At 63.5% G+C, this 21,742-nt stretch carries 21 protein-coding genes; 5 read left to right on the top strand and 16 right to left on the bottom strand.

The features are described from left to right. Positions 1–128: 128 nt before the first annotated feature. Genes RR51_RS04265 through ccmA form a run of 10 tightly spaced genes read right to left on the bottom strand, consistent with a single transcriptional unit; the run spans position 129 to position 7,480 of the window. A complete protein-coding gene (locus tag RR51_RS04265; RefSeq protein WP_013973557.1) occupies positions 129–545 on the bottom strand; it encodes a hypothetical protein in 417 nt (138 codons plus the stop codon). 12 nt (positions 546–557) lie between these two features. After that, positions 558–1,748, bottom strand: coding sequence for a c-type cytochrome biogenesis protein CcmI (gene ccmI / locus RR51_RS04260; protein ID WP_039612713.1), 1,191 nt, complete (start codon positions 1,746–1,748; stop codon positions 558–560). Continuing rightward, entirely contained in the window at positions 1,741–2,229 is a 489-nt protein-coding gene (locus RR51_RS04255) for a cytochrome c-type biogenesis protein (protein ID WP_003257333.1), read from the bottom strand. Before RR51_RS04255 ends, ccmI begins: the two co-directional genes overlap by 8 nt. Continuing rightward, on the bottom strand, positions 2,226–2,762 hold the full coding sequence (locus RR51_RS04250) for a DsbE family thiol:disulfide interchange protein (RefSeq protein ID WP_023663391.1): 537 nt from the start codon (positions 2,760–2,762) through the stop codon (positions 2,226–2,228). The genes RR51_RS04255 and RR51_RS04250 overlap by 4 nt, the downstream gene beginning before the upstream one ends. Beyond that, on the bottom strand, positions 2,759–4,732 hold the full coding sequence (locus RR51_RS04245) for a heme lyase CcmF/NrfE family subunit (protein WP_015271186.1): 1,974 nt from the start codon (positions 4,730–4,732) through the stop codon (positions 2,759–2,761). Before RR51_RS04245 ends, RR51_RS04250 begins: the two co-directional genes overlap by 4 nt. An 11-nt stretch (positions 4,733–4,743) precedes the next feature. Beyond that, positions 4,744–5,199 (bottom strand): cytochrome c maturation protein CcmE, encoded by a 456-nt coding sequence (gene ccmE, locus RR51_RS04240; protein WP_015271187.1) that lies wholly within the window; start codon positions 5,197–5,199, stop codon positions 4,744–4,746. Beyond that, positions 5,196–5,372, bottom strand: coding sequence for a heme exporter protein CcmD (gene ccmD, locus RR51_RS04235; protein ID WP_003257324.1), 177 nt, complete (start codon positions 5,370–5,372; stop codon positions 5,196–5,198). The genes ccmE and ccmD overlap by 4 nt, the downstream gene beginning before the upstream one ends. Further along, positions 5,369–6,136, bottom strand: coding sequence for a heme ABC transporter permease (locus RR51_RS04230; protein WP_012273476.1), 768 nt, complete (start codon positions 6,134–6,136; stop codon positions 5,369–5,371). The genes ccmD and RR51_RS04230 overlap by 4 nt, the downstream gene beginning before the upstream one ends. 46 nt (positions 6,137–6,182) lie before the next feature. After that, positions 6,183–6,860, bottom strand: a complete 678-nt coding sequence (gene ccmB, locus RR51_RS04225; RefSeq protein ID WP_013973563.1) for a heme exporter protein CcmB — start codon at positions 6,858–6,860, stop codon at positions 6,183–6,185. Beyond that, positions 6,848–7,480 carry a cytochrome c biogenesis heme-transporting ATPase CcmA gene (gene ccmA / locus RR51_RS04220; RefSeq protein WP_013973564.1) on the bottom strand — a complete coding sequence of 211 codons (633 nt, stop codon included), beginning with the start codon at positions 7,478–7,480 and terminating at the stop codon, positions 6,848–6,850. The genes ccmB and ccmA overlap by 13 nt, the downstream gene beginning before the upstream one ends. 265 nt (positions 7,481–7,745) lie before the next feature. Here ccmA and fliK point away from each other — a divergent pair, with 265 nt between their 5' ends. The 3 genes from fliK to RR51_RS04205 all read left to right on the top strand — a co-directional run bounded on the left by fliK (position 7,746) and on the right by RR51_RS04205 (position 10,706). Beyond that, positions 7,746–9,302 (top strand): flagellar hook-length control protein FliK, encoded by a 1,557-nt coding sequence (gene fliK, locus RR51_RS04215; protein ID WP_039612712.1) that lies wholly within the window; start codon positions 7,746–7,748, stop codon positions 9,300–9,302. Continuing rightward, on the top strand, positions 9,299–9,643 hold the full coding sequence (locus tag RR51_RS04210; RefSeq protein WP_039612711.1) for an EscU/YscU/HrcU family type III secretion system export apparatus switch protein: 345 nt from the start codon (positions 9,299–9,301) through the stop codon (positions 9,641–9,643). The genes fliK and RR51_RS04210 overlap by 4 nt, the downstream gene beginning before the upstream one ends. A gap of 91 nt (positions 9,644–9,734) precedes the next feature. After that, positions 9,735–10,706 (top strand): GlxA family transcriptional regulator, encoded by a 972-nt coding sequence (locus tag RR51_RS04205; RefSeq protein ID WP_039612710.1) that lies wholly within the window; start codon positions 9,735–9,737, stop codon positions 10,704–10,706. Between the two features lie 12 nt (positions 10,707–10,718). On the opposite strand, the gene RR51_RS04200 is transcribed toward RR51_RS04205, so the two are convergent. The 6 genes from RR51_RS04200 to RR51_RS04175 form a co-directional block, all read right to left on the bottom strand. After that, the gene (locus RR51_RS04200) at positions 10,719–11,633 is read right to left on the bottom strand and encodes a dienelactone hydrolase family protein (protein ID WP_177328640.1); all 915 of its coding nucleotides are present in this window, start codon (positions 11,631–11,633) and stop codon (positions 10,719–10,721) included. A gap of 83 nt (positions 11,634–11,716) precedes the next feature. Beyond that, a complete protein-coding gene (locus tag RR51_RS04195) occupies positions 11,717–11,944 on the bottom strand; it encodes a hypothetical protein (RefSeq protein WP_003257320.1) in 228 nt (75 codons plus the stop codon). Further along, a complete protein-coding gene (locus RR51_RS04190; protein WP_039612708.1) occupies positions 11,937–13,202 on the bottom strand; it encodes an aminotransferase class I/II-fold pyridoxal phosphate-dependent enzyme in 1,266 nt (421 codons plus the stop codon). The genes RR51_RS04195 and RR51_RS04190 overlap by 8 nt, the downstream gene beginning before the upstream one ends. Before the next feature lie 50 nt (positions 13,203–13,252). Then, positions 13,253–14,482: an MFS transporter gene (locus RR51_RS04185; RefSeq protein ID WP_003257315.1), complete on the bottom strand. Its 1,230-nt coding sequence runs from the start codon at positions 14,480–14,482 to the stop codon at positions 13,253–13,255. 23 nt (positions 14,483–14,505) lie between these two features. After that, complete coding sequence (locus RR51_RS04180) at positions 14,506–15,228, bottom strand: TenA family transcriptional regulator (RefSeq protein WP_039612707.1); 723 nt, start codon at positions 15,226–15,228, stop codon at positions 14,506–14,508. A gap of 73 nt (positions 15,229–15,301) precedes the next feature. Continuing rightward, positions 15,302–15,877, bottom strand: a complete 576-nt coding sequence (locus RR51_RS04175) for a GNAT family N-acetyltransferase (RefSeq protein ID WP_039612706.1) — start codon at positions 15,875–15,877, stop codon at positions 15,302–15,304. Positions 15,878–16,110: 233 nt separating this feature from the next. Between RR51_RS04175 and RR51_RS04170 the strand changes: the two genes are divergently transcribed. Both RR51_RS04170 and RR51_RS04165 read left to right on the top strand, forming a co-directional pair. Then, positions 16,111–18,864: a dermonecrotic toxin domain-containing protein gene (locus RR51_RS04170; protein WP_039612705.1), complete on the top strand. Its 2,754-nt coding sequence runs from the start codon at positions 16,111–16,113 to the stop codon at positions 18,862–18,864. Then, on the top strand, positions 18,861–21,725 hold the full coding sequence (locus RR51_RS04165; RefSeq protein ID WP_039612704.1) for a dermonecrotic toxin domain-containing protein: 2,865 nt from the start codon (positions 18,861–18,863) through the stop codon (positions 21,723–21,725). The genes RR51_RS04170 and RR51_RS04165 overlap by 4 nt, the downstream gene beginning before the upstream one ends. The last annotated feature ends 17 nt before the right edge of the window (positions 21,726–21,742 follow it).

Here is a 21,742-nt window from a genome sequence, read left to right as displayed (position 1 = left end):
CCTCCCTCCGCAGTCCCTTCGCTCGGCCTCCTGAAGTCGCAATCGGCGGCGCCTGGACTACCGCGCGCTTAAAAGCAAAAGCAACGGCAACGGCAACGGCAACGGCAACGGCAACGGCAACGTTGCAATTATTGGGCGAACGCACGCCCCAGACCACCCGGCACACCGCTGCTGTCAGTCTCCTGCCACGGTCCATCCGGGCTCAGCGACCAGCTCCAGCCGTTGTTGAAGCGGTAGTAGGTCCGCTGGCGGTAGAAGGTATTGGGCTTCTTCTCCAGCACATACACACCCAGCTTCGGGTCCCAATGGCTCGCCCCGCCAGGTGGCGGCGCGAAGCTGGCCGAGGTGCGAGGCATCGGCTTGGGCGTGGCCGCGGGCTTGCTCGGCGCGGGGGCCGGCTGCCTGTCCGGCAAGGGCTTGACCGCCGGCCCCGGCGGCGGCAGGCGCTCGATCGGTGGTTCGGGCTGCTCGTACGGCTCATGCACCGTACACGCAGACAAACCCAGGGCCAGGGTGATCAGGGTCAGGCGGACGATGCTGTGCATGGCATTGCTCTCTTACGGGTCGGGGCTGTCGATGGTCAGGTGCTGGATGGCCTGGGTGGCGCTGGGCAATGGCGTGCCCTGGCCAATCCACTCGCCATGGGTTGGCTGGCCAGCGCGTGATACACGTGCAACGAGTTGGACTTCGGCAAAGTCCGACAGTTTCATCTGCGGCATCATGGCGTCAGCATCGGACAGTTCCACCTCGATCGGCAACTGCGCCACGGTCACCCGCTTGGCCGCCAGCGGCATGGGTGGGCCATTGCTGGCGCGGGCGAAGATGAACACCGTGTCGTCAGGCTTGACCTTGTCTTTCAACGCCGCAGCCAGTTCCACGCGCACCTTCAAGCGAGCCGCCACGGGCGCCGCAGCCTGCCCCGGCGAACCGCCCAGGCGCTCGGCAGCGCGGTCGATACCACCCTGCAGCGCCGCACGCGAGGCATCACCTTCCGGCAGCTGCGCCAGCAGGCGCTTCCAGTATTCGATGGCTTCCTGGTAACGCTCGCCCTCGAAGGCAGCGATACCACGCAGCCCCAGGCTGGTCACTTCGTTGGGGTCGGCTTTCAGCGCCTCGTCAGTCAGCGCCTGCAGCTGCGGGCTCCATTTCTTGTCGGCAGCGAAGTACAGCGCCTGTGCCCACTGCCCGAGCAATTCGGGCTGGCGACCGGCCAGGGCCACGGCGCGCTCGAAGGTACGCGCGGCATCGGCGGGGCGCTGCTCGGCCATGTAGGCTCGGCCCAGGAAGTACACGGCCTCGGCCGAATCCGGCTGGGCCTGCACCACCCGCTCCAGGCGGGCAGTCATTTCTTCCATCGATTTGGGCGCTTCGGCAAACTCCTGGGTCAGCTCAACCTTGTCGGCCGCGCCGAAATGCAGGTACAGCCCCAATGCCAGCAGCGGCACCAGCAACGCCGCCAGCAACGGCAGGGCCTTGCCCAGGTGCCCCTGGCGCGGGGCCTCGGCACCTTCGGTATCCGCCAGCAGCTCACGGGCGGCCTCGTCGCGGCCCTTGGCCATTTGCGCCTCGTCGAGCACGCCAGCGGCCTGCTGGGCAGCCAGTTCGGCGACGCGCTCCTGGTACAGGGCCACGTTCAGGGCGGTGCGGTCTTCTTCCTGCTGGCGGCCACGGCCACGCAGGATCGGGATCAGCAGGAAGCTGAGGGCAGCGAGCAGCAGCAGGCCCGCGCTAAGCCAGAATTCAATCATGGGTCTGTTCTTTTTCCAGCAATTTGGCGAGACGCTCGCGTTCTTCGGCGGACAACTCATTGGCGCCCTGCACGGCCGCACTGCGGCGCCGGCGCACGATCAGCGCCAGCACCACGAAACCACCAGCCAGCAAAATCCCCGGGCCGAACCACAGCAGCCAGGTACGCCCGCTGAGCGCCGGCTTGTAGCGCACGAAGTCGCCATAGCGGTCGACCATGAAGTCGACGATCTGCTGGTTGCTCTTGCCCTCGCCGAGCATGCGGAAGATTTCCCGACGCAGGTCGGCGGCAATCGGCGCGTTGGAGTCGGCGATGTCCTGGTTCTGGCACTTGGGGCAGCGGAGCTCCTTGGTCAGCTGCTGGTAGCGCTCACGCTCGGCATCGTCGCGGAACTGGTAGGTGTCGATGGCCGCCTTGGCCACGCCTGCCAGGCTCAAGCCCATGAAGAGCCCCAGCACGGCAGCTGCCAGCCCCCGCTTCATGGCTTGGCCTCGTCGACCAGGCCCTGGTACAGCGGCGCCAGCTGCTCACGCCAGACCGTGGCATCGACCACGCCCACGTGCTTGTAGCGGATGATGCCCTTGGCATCGATCAGGAAGGTTTCCGGCGCGCCATACACGCCCAGGTCCAGGCCCAGGCTGCCCTGCTCGTCACGAATGTCCAGCTGGTAAGGGTTGTGGAACTCGGCCAGCCACTTCAAGGCCGCCGCATTGTCGTCCTTGTAGTTGACGCCGTGGATCACCACGCCCTGCTGGGCCAGCTGGTTCAGGTACGGGTGCTCTACCTTGCACGACGGGCACCAGGTGGCCCACACGTTGACCAGTGCCGGGCGGCCACGCAAGTCGGCCTCGGTCAGGGTACGGTCGCCCTGGGTCGAGGCCAGGGAAAACGCCGGGAACGGCTTGCCGATCATTGCCGAGGGCAGCTCATCGGGCTTGAGGAACAGCCCTTTGTAGAGGAACACCGCCACCAGCAGGAATACCGCCAGAGGGACTACCATGATCCAACGCTTCATGCAGCTGCTCCAGACACGCCCAGGGCATCACGCACCCGGGTCTTGACCTTGACGCGATAGCGCCGGTCGAGGGCCGCCAGCAACCCGCCCAGGCCGGTCAGCAGACCGCCCAGCCAGATCCAGCGGACGTAAGGCTTGATATGCACGCGTACTGCCCAGGCGCCGTTCTCCAGCGGCTCGCCGAGGGCGACGTACAGGTCGCGGGTAAAGCCGGCGTCGATGCCGGCTTCGGTCATCATCGACTGCTGCACGGTGTACAGGCGCTTCTCCGGGTGCAGGGTGGTCACTTCACGGCCATCGCGGCTGACCACCACGGTGCCCTTGTCGGAAATGAAATTCGGCCCTTCGAAGTGCCGGGCCCCCTGGAACAGGAAGTGGTAACCGCCCAGTTCCACGCTCTCGCCCGGCGCCATGCGCAGGTCGCGTTCGGCGCTGTTGTTGCTCGACAGCACCACGCCCAGCGCGCACACCGCCAGGCCCAGGTGCGCCAGCTGCATGCCCCAGTAGCTGCGACCCAGGCCAGGCAGGCCCTTGAGCAGGCCTTTGTGACGGGTCTTGTCGAGAATGTCGCGCAGCCCGCCAAGCACCACCCAGGCGGCCAGGGCGAAGGCGGTCAGGGTCGGCCAGTCGAAGTCGTCGACGATAAAGCCTGCCACCGGCGCGAGGATGGCGCTGCCAAGCAGCACCGGGGTCATCATGCTGGCCAGCCATTTGCCGGGGGTGTCTTTCCAGCGCACCACCACGCCCACGCCCAGCACCACCATCAGCAGTGCCATCAGCGGCAGGAACAAGGCGTCGAAATACGGTGGGCCGACCGACAGCTTGGCACCGGTCAACGCATCGAGCACCAGCGGGTAGAGGGTGCCGAGCAGAATCATCGAGGCCGCCACTACCAGCACCAGGTTGTTGGCCAGCAGCAGCGTCTCGCGCGACCACAGGGCAAAGCCGACCTGGCTCTTGACCACCGGTGCGCGCAGGGCGAACAGAGTGAGCGAACCACCGACCACGAACAGCAGGAAGATCAGGATGAAAATGCCCCGCGACGGGTCGGCGGCAAACGCATGCACCGAGGTCAGGACACCGGAGCGCACCAGGAAGGTACCCAGCAGGCTCAGCGAGAACGCGGCGATCGCCAGCAGCACGGTCCAGCTCTTGAATACCCCGCGCTTTTCGGTCACCGCCAGCGAGTGGATCAGCGCCGTACCCACCAGCCAAGGCATGAACGAGGCGTTTTCCACCGGGTCCCAGAACCACCAGCCACCCCAGCCCAGTTCATAGTAGGCCCACCACGAACCCAGGGTAATGCCGACACCGAGGAAGGCCCAGGCAACGATCGTCCAGGGCCGCGACCAGCGCGCCCAGGCGGCGTCCAGGCGGCCACCGAGCAAGGCGGCGATGGCGAAGGCGAAGGCCACCGAGAACCCGACGTAGCCCATGTACAGCATCGGCGGGTGGACGATCAGGCCAAAGTCCTGCAACAGCGGGTTGAGGTCGCGGCCATCGGTCGGCACCTGCGGCAGCAGGCGCTGGAACGGGTTGGAGGTGATGATCAGGAAGCTCAGGAAGCCCACGCTGATCATGCCCATTACCGCCAGCACGCGGGCCAGCATCACCTGCGGCAACTGCCGCGAGAACACCGATACGGCGAAGGTCCAGCCGCCGAGGATCAGCGCCCACAGCAGCAGCGAACCTTCGTGCGCCCCCCACACGGCACTGAACTTGTAGTACCAGGGCAAGGCGCTGTTGGAGTTGCTGGCCACATAGGCGACCGAGAAGTTGTCGGTCATGAAGGCATGGGTCAGGCAGGCGAAGGCAAAGGCCAGGAAGGCGAACTGCCCCCAGGCCGCCGGCCGCGCCAGGCTCATCCACAGGCTGTCGCCACGCCAGGCGCCGAGCAGCGGCACGCTGGCCTGCACGGCGGCAAAGCAGATGGCCAGGATCATCGCCAGCTGGCCGAGTTCGGGGATCACCAGCGCCGCGTTCATGGCCTGGCCTCCCCGCCGGTGGCGGCCTGGCCGCTTTCCTTCAGGGCCTTGGTAACCTCAGGCGGCATGTACTTCTCGTCGTGCTTGGCCAGTACTTCATCGGCCACCACCACGCCATCGGCGTTGAGCTTGCCGAGGGCGACGATGCCCTGCCCTTCGCGGAACAGGTCGGGGAGGATGCCACGGTAGGTGATCGGCACCGACTTGTTGAAGTCAGTGACCACGAAACGCACGTCCAGCGAATCGGACGAACGCTGTACCGAACCTTTCTCGACCATGCCGCCGGCGCGGATGCGGGTGTCCAGCGGCGCTTCGCCGTTGGCGATCTGGGTCGGGGTGTAGAACAGGTTGATGTTTTGCTGCAATGCGCTCAAGGCAAAGCCGACGGCAACCCCGACGCCGACCAGCAGGCCGACGATGAGCAACAGGCGTTTCTTGCGCTGCGGATTCACTGGTTGTTCTCCCGGCGCAAACGGCGCGCCTCATCTTGCAGGTAGCGACGGCGGGCCAGCACGGGCGTGGCGACATTCAGCGCCAGCACCGCCAGGCAGATGCCATAGGCCGTCCACACGTACAGGCCATGGTGGCCCATGGCGAGAAAGTCACCGAAGGTGGCGAAACTCATTGTGCGGCCCTCCGCCCCAGGCTGTTCAATACTTCATCCTTGACCCAACTGGCGCGCGCTTCGCGCTTGAGTACTTCAAGGCGCATGCGCAGCAACAGCACCGCGCCAAAGAAGCAGTAGAAGCCCAGCGCCGTGCACAGCAGCGGCAACCACATTTCTGCGGGCATCGCCGGCTTTTCGGTGAGGGTGAAGGTGGCGCCCTGGTGCAGGGTGTTCCACCACTCCACCGAGTACTTGATGATCGGGATGTTCACCACGCCGACGATCGCCAGTACCGCACAGGCCTTGGCTGCACTGTCACGATTACTGATTGCCTGGCCCAGCGCAATAATGCCGAAGTACAGGAACAACAGGATGAGCATGGACGTCAGCCGGGCATCCCAGACCCACCAGCTTCCCCAGGTGGGCTTGCCCCAGATGGCCCCGGTGACCAGTGCCACGGCGGTCATCCAGGCACCGATGGGGGCCGCGCATTGCAAGGCGACGTCGGCCAGTTTCATCTTCCATACCAGCCCCACCACCCCGGCCACTGCCAGCAGCACGTAGCAGGACTGCGCCAGCATCGCCGCCGGCACGTGGATGTAGATGATGCGGAAGCTGTTGCCTTGCTGGTAGTCCTGGGGGGCGAATGCCAGGCCCCAGGTGATGCCGACCAGCAGCAGGAGCACGGCAGCGCCGGCAAGCCACGGCAGCATGCGGCCGCTGATGGCATAGAACCATTTGGGGGAGCCCAGCTTGTGGAACCACGTCCAGCTTATTTTCATCAGGGTACATCCAGGGTATTGGCCGGGCTTGAAAGCCCGGGACTCGTTATTCGCCGACGCTGATCTTCAGGCCGGCCGCTATCGCAAAGGGTGCCAGGGTCACGGCCAGGGCCGTCAGGCTGGCGAGCCAGAGCAGGTGGCCGGTTGCCGGCATATTCTGCAACGCCGCTTGCAACGCACCACTGCCCAGGATCAATACAGGGATATACAACGGCAGAATCAGCAATGCCAGCAGCAAACCGCCGCGTTTCAGACCGACTGTCAGCGCCGCGCCCACCGCGCCCAAAAGGCTCAGCACGGGCGTACCCAGCAGCAGCGAACCGAGCAGCACCGGCAGGCAATGGCTCGGCAGGCCCAGCATCAGCGCCAGCAGCGGCGCCAACAATACCAGCGCCAGCCCGGAAAAGATCCAGTGTGCCAGCACCTTGGCCAGCACCAGAAGCGCCAACGGGTGCGGCGACAGCACCCACTGTTCCAGCGAGCCATCCTCGAAATCGCTGCGGAACAGGCCATCCAGCGACAACAGCACCGCCAGCAGTGCCGCCACCCAGACCAGGCCTGGCGACAAGGTTTGCAACAATTGGCTTTCCGGGCCGACTGCCAGCGGGAACAACGCAACCACGATGGCGAAGAACACCAACGGGTTGGCCAGCTCGGCCGGGCGGCGGAACAGCAGGCGCGCTTCGCGGCGCAACAACAGGATGAATACGCTCATGCCGCCCATTGCCCCAGGTTCAGTTCACGGTAACCGGAGGGTTTGCGTTCCAGCGTGTGGTGGGTGGTCAGCACTACCGTGCCGCCCTGCTCGCAGTGGGCCGCCAGGTGCGCCTCGAGCTGCGCCACGCCCTGCTTGTCGAGGGCGGTGAAGGGTTCGTCGAGGATCCACAGCGGTGGGCTGGCCAGGTACAGCCGGGCCAGGGCCACGCGGCGCTGCTGGCCGGCAGACAGGGTGTGGCAGGGCACGTCTTCGAAACCACGCAGGCCGACGGCCGCCAGTGCCGCCCAGATCGCCTCGCGGCTGGCCGGCTGGTGCAGGGCGCACAGCCAGGTGAGGTTCTCCTCGGCGGTGAGCAGGTCCTTGATGCCCGCTGCATGGCCGATCCACAACAGGATGCTGGCCAGGGCGTGGCGCTGCTCGGCCAGTGGCTTGCCACCCAGCAGGATCTGCCCGGCCGTCGGCTGCATCAGGCCGGCCAGCAAGCGCAGCAGGCTGGTCTTGCCGCTGCCGTTGGGGCCGCTGATCTGCAGCATGTCGCCGGGCCGCAGCTCGAAAGCGAGGTGCTCGAACAGCAGGCGCCAGTCGCGCTCGCAGGCCAGGCCCGCGGCTTGGAGGTGAAGGGTCACGGTTTCGCCTTATCTTTGTAGGGCTAGAGGTCGGCGTCGCCTGCTTCGCGGGTAAACCCGCTCCCACAGGTTCAACGCAGGGTTTGAAAGCTGCGCAAACCCTTGTAGGAGCGGGTTCACCCGCGAAGCAGGCGACGCCGACCTCTAGCCCTGTATCTCAAGTCGCCCCCCTCGCTGCCGTTATACTGGCAACGACGGACGGCCGGCATTATTACACGCGCCGCCGCGCTGCCAAGAGGGCGGGTTCGACAGGTTGTATACAATCATGACTGAAATCAATAGTCTCGGCGCACAAACCGCAATCAGCCCCCAGGCCATCAAGGCGGGCATGACCGGCGAACTGCTGCGCCTGACACAACCGCAACCCGGCTTGATGGCCCCCGGCGAGACCGCGCAGGCCGAGGTCATGTCGTTGCGCCAGGTGGGCCAGGATTTTCAGCTGGTGCTGCGGCTGATGCAGGCCAACGGCACCCAGACCCAGCTGCAAGCCAGCGCCAGCCAGCCCCTGCCCCAGGGCAGCCAGGTCACGGTCAGCCAGACCGAAAGCAACCGCCTGGCGATCATGCTGCAGCAGGCCAGCGCCAGCCAGGTCGCCACCCTTACCCAACTGGACACCAGCAAAGTGCCGGTCGGCACCCTGCTGCAGGGCAAGGTCCTGACCAACCAGGCGCTGGCCCAGGCGCCCGGCCAGCCAGCCGTCTACCGGGCGCTGGTCAGCCTGCTCAACAGCGCCCAGGCCGGCGCTACCCTGAGCGTGGACAGCCCGCGCCCGCTGGCCGTTGGCAGCCTGCTCAGCGCGCTGGTGCAAGGCGACCAGTCGCTGCGTTTCGTACCGCTCAGCGGCCGCCAGGACCAGCTCAGCATTGCCCAGCAGTTGCTGACTCAGCAAAACCGCCAGGCTTCGCTGCCCGGCCTGCTCAATGTCCTGCAACAGGTGGCCCGCGACCCGGGTGCCGATGGCGAATTGCGAGCCAGCGCCGAACGCCTGCTGGCGAGCCTGCCAGAAGCCCGGCAACTGGGTGATGCCAAGGCAGTGGCGCAGGCCCTGAACAACAGCGGTGCCTTTCTCGAAGCCAAACTGCTGGGCGGTTTCCCGGCCAGCGTCGCCACCGACCTCAAGGCGCACTTGCTGCGGCTGATCACCATCACGCCGACAAGCGTACCCGGAGCGCCCAACCTGGCGCCCGCCAGCCTGGCCGTTACCATGCCAGCCCTGGCCCGCAGCGCGCTGGGCATGCTCGAACGGGTCAGCCCTAAACCGCAGCCGGGCGCATTCCCGCTGCCGTCGCGCCTGCTCAAAGCCATGGAAGACGAAGGCGACCTGCAACAACTGCTACGCCTGGCCGCCGCTGCCGTATCGCGCCTGCAAAGCCATGCCATGAGCAGCCTGCAACAAACCGGTACCCTGGAAAACGGCAACCTGCAGACCACCTGGCAAACCGAAGTGCCGATCCGTCACGGCCAGGAGTTCATCCCGTTGCAGGTCAAGCTGCAACGCGAGGAAACGCCACAACAGCAGGCCGACCGCCAGCAGGAAGCAGCCGACCCGCTGCAAGCCCTGTGGCGTATCGAGCTGGCTTTCGACCTCTCGCCCCTTGGCCCGCTTCAGGTCCAGGCACAACTGAGCCAAGGCCGCCTGGGTGGCCAGCTTTGGGCGGAACGCGAGGCGACAGCCCGGCTGATCGACAGCCAGCTCGGCAGCTTGCGCGAACGCCTGTTGGCGCGGGGCCTGGATGTGGGTGATCTGGAATGCCATCCTGGTATCCCCCCACAAGGCCCGCGTACGCGGGTAGAACAACGTTGGGTGGATGAGAACGCATGACGCACCAACCTGCACGGCAAGCGATTGCCCTGTTCTACGACGGGCAGCAAGCCCCTACCCTCACCGCCAAGGGCGACGATGCGCTGGCCGAGGCCATCCTGGCATTGGCCCGGGAACACGAGGTGCCGATCTACGAAAATGCCGAGCTGGTGCGTCTGCTGGCGCGCCTGGAGCTGGGGGACCAGATACCGGAGGCGCTGTACCTGACCATCGCCGAAATCATCGCCTTTGCCTGGCACCTGCGGGGCAAAGTGCCTGCGGGCTTCGATGACGAACCTGACGCTCCAGGCGCAACCCCACCGCTGCTCGGAAGGCTGCTGCCCGGTGGCGAAGGCGCCTGACCGCCACGGTATCCATGCAAATTGCCTTTTTGCGCCATATTGGTAACGTGCCGTTCAAGGTCAGGCGCTTGGCGATGTAAGGAATACTGTAATGCGTACCATCTGGTTCTTGCTGCTCCCGGGCACCCACATCCTTGATCTCGGTGGCCCGTTACAAATCATGGCCAGCCTCGAGGAACTCCAGCTGGCACCGGTCAACGTACGTTGCATAGCCGCCAGACAACAAGTCAGCAGTTTTCAGGGAGTGACACTGAGTGGCCTGCACCAGTTGCCTGACCGGCTGGCACCGCAGGACTTGCTGTTCGTGGTGGGCAACAAGCTCTCTGCGACACCTGCCGAAACCGCGATATTGACCGCCACAGCCCGGTGGCTGGCGAAGGTGGTCAGGCAAACGCCGGATATAAAGCTGTGCTCCATATGCACCGGTGCGTTTCTGCTGGGCGAAGCTGGCTTGCTGGATGGTCGGCAATGCACCACGCACCATCGTTACGTCGACTTGCTTCGAACGCGCTACCCAGCAGCCAAGGTGCTGGAAAACCGCCTGTTCGTCGAGGACGATGGCGTGTTCACCTCGGCAGGCGTGTCCAGCGGAACCGACCTGGCTCTGCACATCGTCAGCCTGCAATTTGGCAAGGTAGTAGCCAACCAGGTGGCGCAGGAACTGGTCATCTACCGTCGCCGCGCCGGCGAAGATGTGCAACTGCGCGCGGCAGACCTGGCGCGCAACCATATCCACCCGTTGGTGCATGCAGCCCAGGACTACATGGATGCACACCTGGGTACCAACTTCAGCTTCGAACAACTGGCCAGCCAGTTCAATGTGAGCTACCGGCACCTGGCGCGGCTGTTTCGCGATAATACCGGCCAGACACTGCAGAACTACCTGCGCGCCCAACGCATCGACCTGGCCCGTGAGCTTTTGCGCGGCAGCCATCTCAACGTGGAACAGATCGCCGAGCGTTGCGGCTACGGCAGCAGCCATGCCTTTCGCCTGGCATGGCGCCAGGAAATGCCGCAGCCGCCACTGCAGTTTCGCCATGCTCTGGCTCACGAGGGCGCCTAGATCTTTGCGCTGCTACCGCTCGCTTATCGCAGTCGGGGCGAAGCTTTCGGTGAAAAACTCCACCACGGCCCGGCGCGAAGCGTCGCGCGCTGCCGGGTCAGGTGCCGAACGCCCCACGCCTCCCTGACCACGGTGCAGGAACGGGTCCTGATACTCCTGTGCAGCCTCCAACCCATTGAAGCCGTGCTCTGCGCCGGGGTACACCAGCACCTGCGCCCGCGCCTGGTCTTCGCTGGGCAGGTTTGAAATCAGCGACGAACAGGCACGCGGGTCATCGTCGTACTGGTCGTTTTCGCCCACCAGCACCAGCAAGCGCGCCGGGGCCAGATGCTTGAAGGTATAACCTGGCACACGGTTGTAACCCCAACACACGGGGTAGAACGCGGCCATCGAGATGGGGCGTACGCCTGATGCTTTCTCCAGTTCGTCATTGATGGGAGCAGAGGCGGCGAGCACGGCCTGTACGCCCCCCCAGGAAAACCCGAGTACGCCAACGCGTTTGTCATCGACACCGGGTTGCTTGGCCAGGTAAGCCAGGGCGCCTGCCAGGTCCGGCAGGGTATCGTGCACGCGTGGTGGCCGCCCTTGTGCACCGCCCGCAAGCCTGCGCGCGCCCCACATATCCAACTCCAGCGTAGCGATGCCGCGGGCATTGAGGTCGCCGCCATGCAACGGGCCGCGCGAATCCATGCCCGCCGAGCCATGCAGGATGATCACCGCCGGTACCGGGCCCGCAGCGTTGGCCGGCAGCGACAATACAGCCGGAACCCGAATCGGTATCGCCTTGCCGGCGGATGGCAGTGGCTGACTATAGAAAGAGACCAACCGTTTGCTGACAGTGGCAACGGTACCGCTATCGGTGGCGGCGACCTCAGCCCGGGCCGTTGCGAACTGAAGGGCACAGCCCAGCACCAAACTGATGGCCATTACTTTTAACATCTGGTTACCCCTGAACGTCATGAGCGGGTGTTGAACCGGCACCCGTTATCGAAAATTGACGGCGCCCGGCATCAGCCGCACATCGTCATTAGTGCCAGGCCATCAACATGCCATTGCGTGAATGCCAACGGGTCGAGCATCGCCATACCTGTCATCACGCAACTCGCCAGCACAAAAGCCACGGCATAAAAACGCACCTCCTTCGCGCAGGCCGTGCCATACACCGCGATCAATGCAAGGATCTGCACCCCCACGGCGAACACGCCGATGCCGAATCCTGAAGCGAGCAGTTCAGCCATTGAACACCGCGTTTTGGGCACGGCCGGCCGTCGCTACCATGGACCTTTGCGAGGACACGGCCTGGAAGGCCTGTTGCAGGTCGGCCTTGATATCGTCAACACGCTCCAGGCCGACACACAACCTGATCAAACCATCCGAGATACCCGCCTGTTGGCGTGCCTGTGCGTCCAACCGCCCGTGTGTGGTTGTGGCCGGATGCGTGACCATGCTGCGGGTGTCGCCGATGTTGGTACAGCGCGCCACACAACGCAGTTGGTCAATCCATTGCCAGGCTGCGGCCTGGCCCCCGACGATCTCGAAAGCCAATAGCCCGCCATGGCCGTCCTGCTGGCGGCACGCCAATGCATGCTGGGGGTGGTGTTCAAGGCCGGTGTAATGGACTGCAGTCACCAGGTCCTGATCCATAAGCCAGCGTGCCAGCTCAAAGGCACTCTCCTGCGCCCGCATCATCCTGACTTCGAGGGTTTCCAGGCTTTTGAGCAGCAGCCAGGCGTTGAACGGGCTGCAAGAAATGCCCAAGGTACGCAGAACACCCCGCAACACCTGCAGGAGGCTTTGCGAACCGGTCACGACGCCCGCCAATGCACGCCCCTGGCCATCCATGTACTTGCCAGCGGAGTGGATGACCAGGTCCGCTCCCAGCGTGTGTGGCCGCTGAAAAACCGGGGTCAGCAAGGTGTTGTCCACCACCAGCAATGCCCCTTTTTCATGTGCCAGCATGCTTATGGCGCGGATATCACCAATTTTCAGCAGCGGATTGGAGGGCGACTCCAACACCACCAGGCGGGTCCTGCCGTCGATTGCTGACTTCCACTGCGCCAGGTCTGTCAAATCGACGAATCGGGCCTCGATCCCGAAACGGGCCATGTAGTAGCTGAAGGCATTGACCGTAGTGCCGAACACGTCCCGGCTGCAGACGATGTTGTCGCCTTGCTGGAGAAAGCCGTGACAAAGCGCGGTGAAAGCGCCCATACCAGAAGCGAACGCCACTGCGCTTTCAGCGTGTTCGAGCGCTGCCACACGGCTTTCAAACGCTTGCACGGTCGGGTTGGTGAACCGGCTGTATACATTGCCCTGCTGTTGCCCGCTGAAGCGCTCGCAAGCTTCTTTCGCTGAAGCGAAGGTATAAGCGGACGTCATGGCCAACGGCTCGCAGAACACATCGGACAGGTCGCTGACCCGGTGAGCATGCAGTGCCCCAGTTGCATTGAAATCAGTTGCGTTGAAATCATCCAGGCCAATCACGGTCGATTGCATGGTTTTGCGCCTCCTTGTTTGCATTGAACAATGCGCAATTGATCGGTGGACTATTCAGGTTCGGCGAGTTGAGTGGCCAGGGTTTCGCTTGAAGGGCGAACCGCTACCAGCCACAAGGATGCCAGGGCAGCAACCGCCGTGGCCGTGGCCAGGCCGGCCAAGGTCAGCTGGTAGCTTTGATGCCGGTCGAAATCCAGTGCGCCCAGCTGCGTGGCTACCAAAGCGCCAAGTTGGTGTACCAGGAACAGCATCCCAAACACCTTGCCTTTGATTTCGGCGCCATACAGCGCGAAGCAGAAGGCAGATGTGAGCACCACCGTTCCGAGGTAACTGGCGCCAAACAGCACAGCGAACACGTACGTTCCGAGAGGCCCGGGCGTGGTCAGCAGCACGATGACCGCAGCGGTTCGCAGTAGGTAGAACATCATCAGCAGCAGGCCCTTGTTGTAGCGGGTGGCCAACCAACCCGCGAGCAGGCCGCTGACCAGTTCCAGCACACCCAGCAGGCTCAGGCCGCTGGCCTGCACCGAACTGGGCAGCGCCTCACCCTGCCAGAACGACACCAGATGAACATCGATGAACGCCATGGTGGCACCACAACTGGCGAAACTGAGCGCCAGCACGAAGAAGCGCGGGTCACGCAGCAGAAACATCACCGGATGCCTGACCTTTGCTGCCTGCGGGTCGGGCTTCAGCGGCACGGTGCGGGATACCCAATACAGCGCCAGGCTCAAAGGCACCAGGAAGATCAGACCAACCCAAGAGAACACCGACTGCCAGGGCACGCTCTGCTGCAGCATGATCCACAACGGCGACAGCACGATGAAGCCGATGGACGTGCCGTTGGTGACGAATGCGAAAGCGAATGCCTTGAACCGTTCGGCGACCAGGCGATCGACCAGAATACCCATGGGTACATAGGTCATCGCCGCAAGGGCAAAGGCTCCAAGCAGGCCATACACCAGGGTGAACACCAGCAGGTGCGTGCCGGCGAAGGTCACGCCCAGCAGCACCACCCCGCCGCTGAGACTGCCCAGGGCCACCGTGCTCAAGGGGCCGACCCGGTCGCTCAGCCACCCGACCACGGGCGACACCAGGCCAATGGTCAGGACGAACAGCGATCCTGCGGTGGCCAAGGCTGCGCGCCCCTCGCCAAAGTGCGAGGCCAGATCGACGAAATAGACTTGGTACAACCCCTTCAAGGCGCTGGACAGGAACATCACCACAAAGCCGACTACCAGCACCGAGACGATCAAGGTAGAGCTGAATTTCTGTTTCATGGCCAATCCTTATCGTGTGGGCATTACACCGCCTCGGCTTGCGGAGCTCGGCAATAGGCCTGGTACATGTTTTCGTACATTGCGTAGAACAGCCGGCAGGTGTGGTCTACCGCCTGCAACGCCTCTTCCTGCATCTGCGCGGTGGTGCACAACTGCGAGACAAGGTCCAAGCCTTCATTGACGTGGCCCACGTCTTCCTTCTGGTGCACCGAGAAGAACAGCAGGTCCTGTTCGGTCAGGCCATACGCTCGCCCCAGCAACACGTGCCGTGCATCTCCTGCGACGGTCTCGAGGTTCTGCCCCTCGCTGGCGATCATCACTGCTGCTGCACCAATGTGATAACGCGCCGGGTCCCGTACCGCCTGCAGGCGGAAATCGATCAACTCCCGAGTGGCTGGCAGCGGTTGCTCGGCATCACGCTCGGCATCGGTGATACCGAGCGCCCTCAGGAAGTTCTGCATGAGCACGACATGGTTATCGGTGCGCGAAAGCCGGCCGGTTTCTTCTTCGAAGCAATTGGTGATCAATGCCCGCTTGTGGGCGGGCAGCGGGCAATGAAAGAACAAGTGCTCGACATAAGTCAGGAAATACTTGGTGAGCTGGTAGCCTTGCAGCGCGACCTTGCGCAGCAGCGGCCGGTTGCCCTCAGGCGCAAGCAATTCCTTGAATATGGGGTGGGACAAGGTCAGATGGTGGTGCAGCTTCTGCTCCAACTGATCGCGAAAATCTGCAGTAGATAGGGCCATTGGGTCGTTCCTTGGATGAATGAGCAGTTGCCGTTGACGGGGATGACCGCAGGCAGGGGTCAATGAGGGCAAGTCAGTGCAGGTTGAGTCGCAGCGCAAGACTTTCCACGGTCTGGGCCATGTAATGGCCGCGATGCTTCACGCCATCGACCCGCGCGTAGTCGTCAAGCACGCCGTAGGTCTGGAACCCGAAGGATTGCCATAACCGGTGTGCACGAGTGCCTTCGCGCACATCCAGGGTCAACAGCTCGATACCTTGGGCCTGGCACAAGCGCACGACTTCGCTGAAAGCCCGTGCCACCAGGCCAGACCCGCGATAGGCCGGATGCACCACGCCCTTGCTAAGGTCGGCAATATGCCGGCAGTTCGGCATGCTGCTGCGCGAAAGGATGACCAGGCATGCCGGCCCTGCCATTGCCTGGCCGAGCAGGACGTGGGTATCGCCGCCACGGATGCGCTCTTGCAGCGAGGCCGTGAATTCGACGCTCTGCCCGGCAGACATCTCGTGCTCGTAACCCAGAACACCGCCATCGCCAACCGTGCTGTTGATGAGTTGCATGATGGCTGGCGCGGTATCGCTGTCAGCCTGGCGCAACCACTGCAACTGTGGTTCGCCGGGGGCCAACTGCTTTGAAGAGAGGGTGTTCATTGCGTAAATCCCTTGTGCGTACAGGCAGGGATTTAAACGTTTAAGTAAGACCCCGGGTAAGAAGGGAACCGGACAGGAAACGGAAGGATAGTGACATACATGCAAAATGCCATCAGCGACCGTGGCCAGGTGCGATGAGAACGGTCAGGTCCTGTATCGAAATATCTACCACCGTTTTCCCGCGCCCCTGTTTCAACCTTGCCGACCTCATCTCAGCGCAAGGTATACCCCCCATGCATTCGACCCGCATCAACGTGATGGGCACGCATTACGTTATAGACCACCTCGGCCATGTGCCTCGCCCCGATCGTGAAGCCAACCGCACCATCCGCCAATGGCTTGCGCAGCAAGGCCATGACCTGGACCCGGACCAGCTCGACGTCGTTACCCTCCACTACTGTTCGGATGGCGCAGGTGGCCAGTTGGCCGCAATCAGCCAGCGCACCAGCCTGACCCAGGCATTGCTGGGCAACTGGCAGGGCGAGTCTGCCAGCGACATGTTCGGCAAGCTGCTGCAAGCACCATGGGCCGGTGCGTTACCCCCAGGCCCGATACGGTTGGTGGGAACCCTCCCGCAACCCGCCTTCAATCACTACGGGGCACCCTTCGAAGTATTCAACGGCCTGTTCCGGCGCACTACCCCGCAACGCTACGACGCCTCCACCCATTTGCCGGTAAGCGCCGAAGCCTTCCAGCAGTTCATCACCAACCTGGATTTCCAGCAGCCTTTCAAGGCGTCGCTCGATGCCTACTGGCGTGACCACCTGCACAGCCACAGGCTGGCACTCAAGCTCAACTTCATCGCAGCCTGCAACAGACAGGTCAGCGAGGGCAGCCTCAGCGAGCCCGCACGGCAACTGGTCTGGCAAGCGGCCGGGCTGATGCCCCGGCGCAACAGGCTGCGACGCAGCACCTTGAGCATTTATGGCTATGCCGCTACCGACCTGCTGTACCTGAACGACCCCGCCACCGACCTGACAGTGCTGTATGTACCTGGCAACAGCTCACCTCTGCTGACGTTCAACAGCGAACGAGAATTGAAGGCGTGGGTCGGCGAACAATGCAAAGACCCGTCCAGGCGCCAGGCCCTGAAACAGCACTTTCGCTTGGCCGATTGCCCGCAAGGCCCTGATTTCAGCGGCCTGGACACTGCCTTGGAGGGGCTGGGCGCCTACCCTGAGCGTCACCTGCTGCCGCCAGAACACGGCTATTTCAACGACGACGGCACCTGGCCGCCGCAGACCTATGTCAATTATCGACCTGCCCGGTACAACCCAAAGATCAAGGGCGACCTGTTCCAGGCATTGGCCGAGCGCCAGCGTCAGCGCAGCTACGACGATGCCGCGTTTCTGATCACAGCTGACAGCGAAATCATCAAGGCCAGGTGGCGTGGCTACCTGGCCACAACGCTCAATCTGCTGGCGCCACTGTGCCTGGTGGTACCCGGCCTGGGGCCACTGCTGGCCGTCGGCGGTATCGCCCAGCTTGGCCTGGGGCTCGACCAGGCAATCCACGGCAAGTCACTGCAGCAGCGTCAGGAAGGCATCGGCAACATCACCTGGGGCCTGTTCAACGCCTTGCCCCTTGCGGCAGGCGCTGCCGCAAGGGGCAAGGCACTATTCGAATTCAAGATCGAGGGTTTCGCACCGCCGACGCGGCTACATGAGCAAATCGGCTACCCCTTGAGCCCGCTGTCGCCACCGAGCTTCCCCGAGCCCGAGGGTGCATGCTACTTCCATATCACCGACCCGATTGAGCCACTGGCCGACGGTGACCAGGCGGTTGCCGACTCCGTTGTCCGAACCCCCCAGTACGATGGTGAGCCGGACACCCTCGCAGCGACCATCGGTGGCTACAACACCAGGGTCATCTACGACATGGCGCGGGACGTATTCATTCGGGCCGAAGACCTGAACCGGGTCGACCCTGTCGGCTTCGTGGCGGTACCTGGCAGCAGGAACCTGCACCCCGCGCCACAAGGGCGTGTGGTTACCAATGCAACGCGCATTCGCACCTTGCGGGCGCTGGGCGTGGACCTGCCACTGCCGCTACAGGTGCCTGCCAGAGCGCCGGGCAGCTGGCCAATACCCAAGCGCATCTCCTGCCTCTGGGTCGGTGACCGGGTCATCGGCCCGGAGCTGCTGGCCAACCTGCGCCAGAACGCAGCGCAGTTGCAAGACAGCGAATACAGCATACGGTTGTTCCTTTCCAGCACTGCCCGGCACGCCTATGCCGAAAACCTGGATCTGCTGGCCAGTCATGCTCCGGGCTTGCAGGTTCTGCCGCTGGAGGAGCAGGCCTTCTTCAGGGCTTTTCGACAAAGCAGATACTACGCGCAGTACGACGCTGCCCTGGATGGCAACGGCGGCGTTGCCAGCAACTATGCATCGGCATGCGATGTGCTGCGCTACCCGATGCTGCACCACGAAGGTGGCTTGTACATGGATGTCGATGACACCTTGCTCGCGCCAGGCGAATACTCATTGATCATCGACGGGCAGCCGGTAGGGCCCGCCGGTGAACCCATCGATCAGGTCGAACTGAGCACGGACGCCACAGGGCTGCTGCTGGTACCGCCCATGTCCAATGAAACGATGAGCATGAACAGCCTCTACAATTCCAGCCTTATCGGCAGCCACCCCGGCAACCCAACCCTGGAGGCCATTTCCGAAGAGATGCTCGCACGCTACCAGCTCAATCGGGAATTTTACGACAGCAAGCCCAGCCTGGAGGATGATCCGGAAAGTTTCTATCAATATGCCAGCCGCCTGAGCTACCTCACCGGCCCTGCCCTGCTCAGCGACGTTGTAGATCGGCAACTGCCGAGCCTGCGCATCCTGCGACAGCTCACCAATCTCTATGGCATGCCGCGCATCAACTCCTACCAGTTCGTCGACCTGCCACGCATGCGCGATTCGGTGCGTACGCTCCTGCCCCTGAACCGGATCGCCAGCGTGGGTGGCAACCATTCCTGGAGCCGAACATGAACCAGCGCCAAGCTGTGGTCGGCGCAGCCGGCCAAGACTACGTCAAGGCAATGTTGGGTTCCGTGCCTCGCCCTGACCGCAGTGCCAGTGCAGCCATCCGCGAATGGGCACGCAAGCAGCGGCTTGATCTGGAACCCGACAACACGCTTGCAGTGACCTTGCATTGCAAATTCGTTCCCAAGCGGGGCTGGCTGGCCAAGGTCGTCCAACAAATGAGCATGACCGAAGCGCTGCTTGGAAACTGGCAGCAAAGCGGCTATTCCAAGGTTGCCGAGCAAACCGCGCAGCTACTGCTAAGAGGCGGGACGGCCACCGTCGACCTGCTCGAAGTACTGCCGGAGCTGTCCCTGCCACACGGTCGAGCGCCCTGGGCCGAGGCCTTCAGTCATGGTCAGGTGACGATCGTCGATGAATTGCCAGGAAGCGGCCTGGCCCATGACATCGATGTGCACACCGAATTCCATGGCCTTTTCCGCCAGAGCGCACCCATGCGCTACGACGCCAGCACTTATGTGCAATTCGATGCCACGACCTTCCAGTCCTACATCTGGCAACTCGACTTCCAAGGCGTATTCAAACGCCAGCTCGATGACTTCTGGGCCCATGCCGCCAGCCAGTACAGCGTCAGCGCGTGCATCGCATTCCTCGCTGCCTGCAACCGGCAGGCATTGCGGGGCAACCTCAGTGAACAGGGGCGCAGCCTGGCGTGGCGGGCGGCAGGCGTGGAACGCTGGCACCACGGCGCCAGCCTCAGTGCCAACGGGGTAGACGCCAGGCTGCTGAACATCAATGGCTACCCATCAAGCGACATCCTTTGCCTGAGCGATATGTGCAGCCGCCTGACCTTGCTGTACCTACCGGGCAATGCGGCGCCGTTGCATGAGTTCGCCAACCCGGGTGCCATGCGTGCGTGGCTTGCCAGGCAGTGCCGCGACGCCGACAAACGGGCGGCCCTGCTTGCCCACTTCAGGGCCTGCGATATTCCGGACAGGATTGGCCGGTCGGGGTTGCGTCGGGTACTTCAGGGCATGGGCGATTTCCCGCCCCGCCGAATCATCCTGCCTGCAACCAGCGTGTATCGCCTGGCCAGGGTGTGGAACCCGCACACCCTGATCAACTACAAGGCGGACACTTACAGCCCGCGCATCGAATACAACCTGTTCGAGGCATTGACGGTGGCCCAACGTCAACGCAGCCAATCCGACGCCGACTTCCTGATCACGCGCGACAGTGAAGTAACCAAGGCCGCATGGCGCAGGTATTTCTACCTGACCATGAACCTGGCCACACCGTTTCTGCTGGTGGTTCCCGGACTGCTACCCCTGGCTGCCGTGGCCGGGGTGGCCCAATTTACAGTGGGCCTGGACCAGGCGCTGCACGGCAAGGATGTGAACCAACAGCTCGAAGGCGCGGAGCAGGCCGTGTTCGGCCTGCTGAACGCAGTCCCGGGGCTGGCGCGCGGAGTCAAGGCGAGCAAGGCGCTGTTCGGCCAACGCCCCATTGGCTTCATCAAACCGGTGAGGCTCAATGGCCGCATAGGCTACCCGCTGAGCCCGGTCTCGCCGCCACGCTGGCCCGGGCCTGCGATGACACCCTATTTCCAGGACCTGGCAGTAGCGGGCGACCAGGTAGCCGCCAGCTGGTCCGGCGCCGATTCACACATTGCCCGCTGCGTAACGCGGCGCAGGGCATTCGGCACGGGTGACGAACTGATCGGCGATGTGGGCAATGGCCCGCACCCGCTCTACTACGACGCCCGACGGGACAGCTTCGTGCTCAAGTACCCCAACGGCACACGCGGCGGCCAACACTATGTGGCCAGTGCCGATCCGCTGCAGCCCTCGATTAGCCGGCTGCTGCCCGATACGGACCCGTTGCGGGAAATCAGCCCGGCATCGCGCTCGCGCACACTGCGGGCACTGGGTATCGATCTGCAGCTGCCCGTCGACCTCGATGCACTGGGGACTGCACCGGGCATACCCGTCCCCAGACAGGTATTACACATCTGGCTGGGTGACAGGACGATCGCCGGTGATTACCTGACTGCGCTCGACAACAACGTGCAGGCACTGCGCAACAGCGATTTCACGCTCAAGCTCTACCTCTCCAACGCCAACCCTCGGGCATTCGAACGCAACATGACCCTGCTGCAGCCCCGCATCGACGGGGGGTTGAAGATTGCAGTACTGGAGCAGCAGACTTTCTATCATCAATTCGCGGCAAGTGAATACTTCGACCAGTACCAGGCTGCGCTGGAAGGGAATGGCGGTGTGGCCAGCAACTTCTCCTCGGCCTCGGACATCTTGCGCTACCGCGTCCTGCACAGCGAAGGCGGCATCTACCTGGATATTGACGACCATCTGCTGGTCGAGCCGGACGCAACCGGGCAGCTGCGGGCAAAGATCGACAGCGTACCGCTCACCACGCCCCTCGACGGGCTGCTGTTGAGGAGCCCGGTGTGCAATGCGCAATTGGGCATGTATACCAGCTACAACACCAGCATGATTGGTAGCCGCGCTGGTAATCCGGTGCTGAACGCCATTTCCGACGAGATCCTGGCGCGCTACCTCACCCCGGAGGGCCAGGCGTTCTACGAGGCCCCCAAACCGCCGCGACAGCATGCGGCGGCATTCCAGGCCTATACCGAAAGGCTCAACACGCTGACCGGGCCTGCGGTGCTCAACCATGTGATCGACCAACGTCTACCTGAGCTGTACACCTTCAGGCAGGTGGCGGACCTGGCAAACATGCACACCCTGAACTACGACGCGCTGCTGGATGAAGCAGCACAACGGCGTGCAGAGCTGCGGTTGCTACCCCTGGAAGAGGTCGCAATGGCCGGAAACGCTCAGGGTTACTGACGGCCGGACGGGCTTGC

Origin of the sequence: Pseudomonas sp. C5pp, assembly GCF_000814065.1 — a bacterium.
Classification (GTDB): Bacteria; Pseudomonadota; Gammaproteobacteria; order Pseudomonadales; family Pseudomonadaceae; genus Aquipseudomonas; species Aquipseudomonas asiatica.
This window is presented reverse-complemented; position numbering and strand designations above follow the sequence as displayed.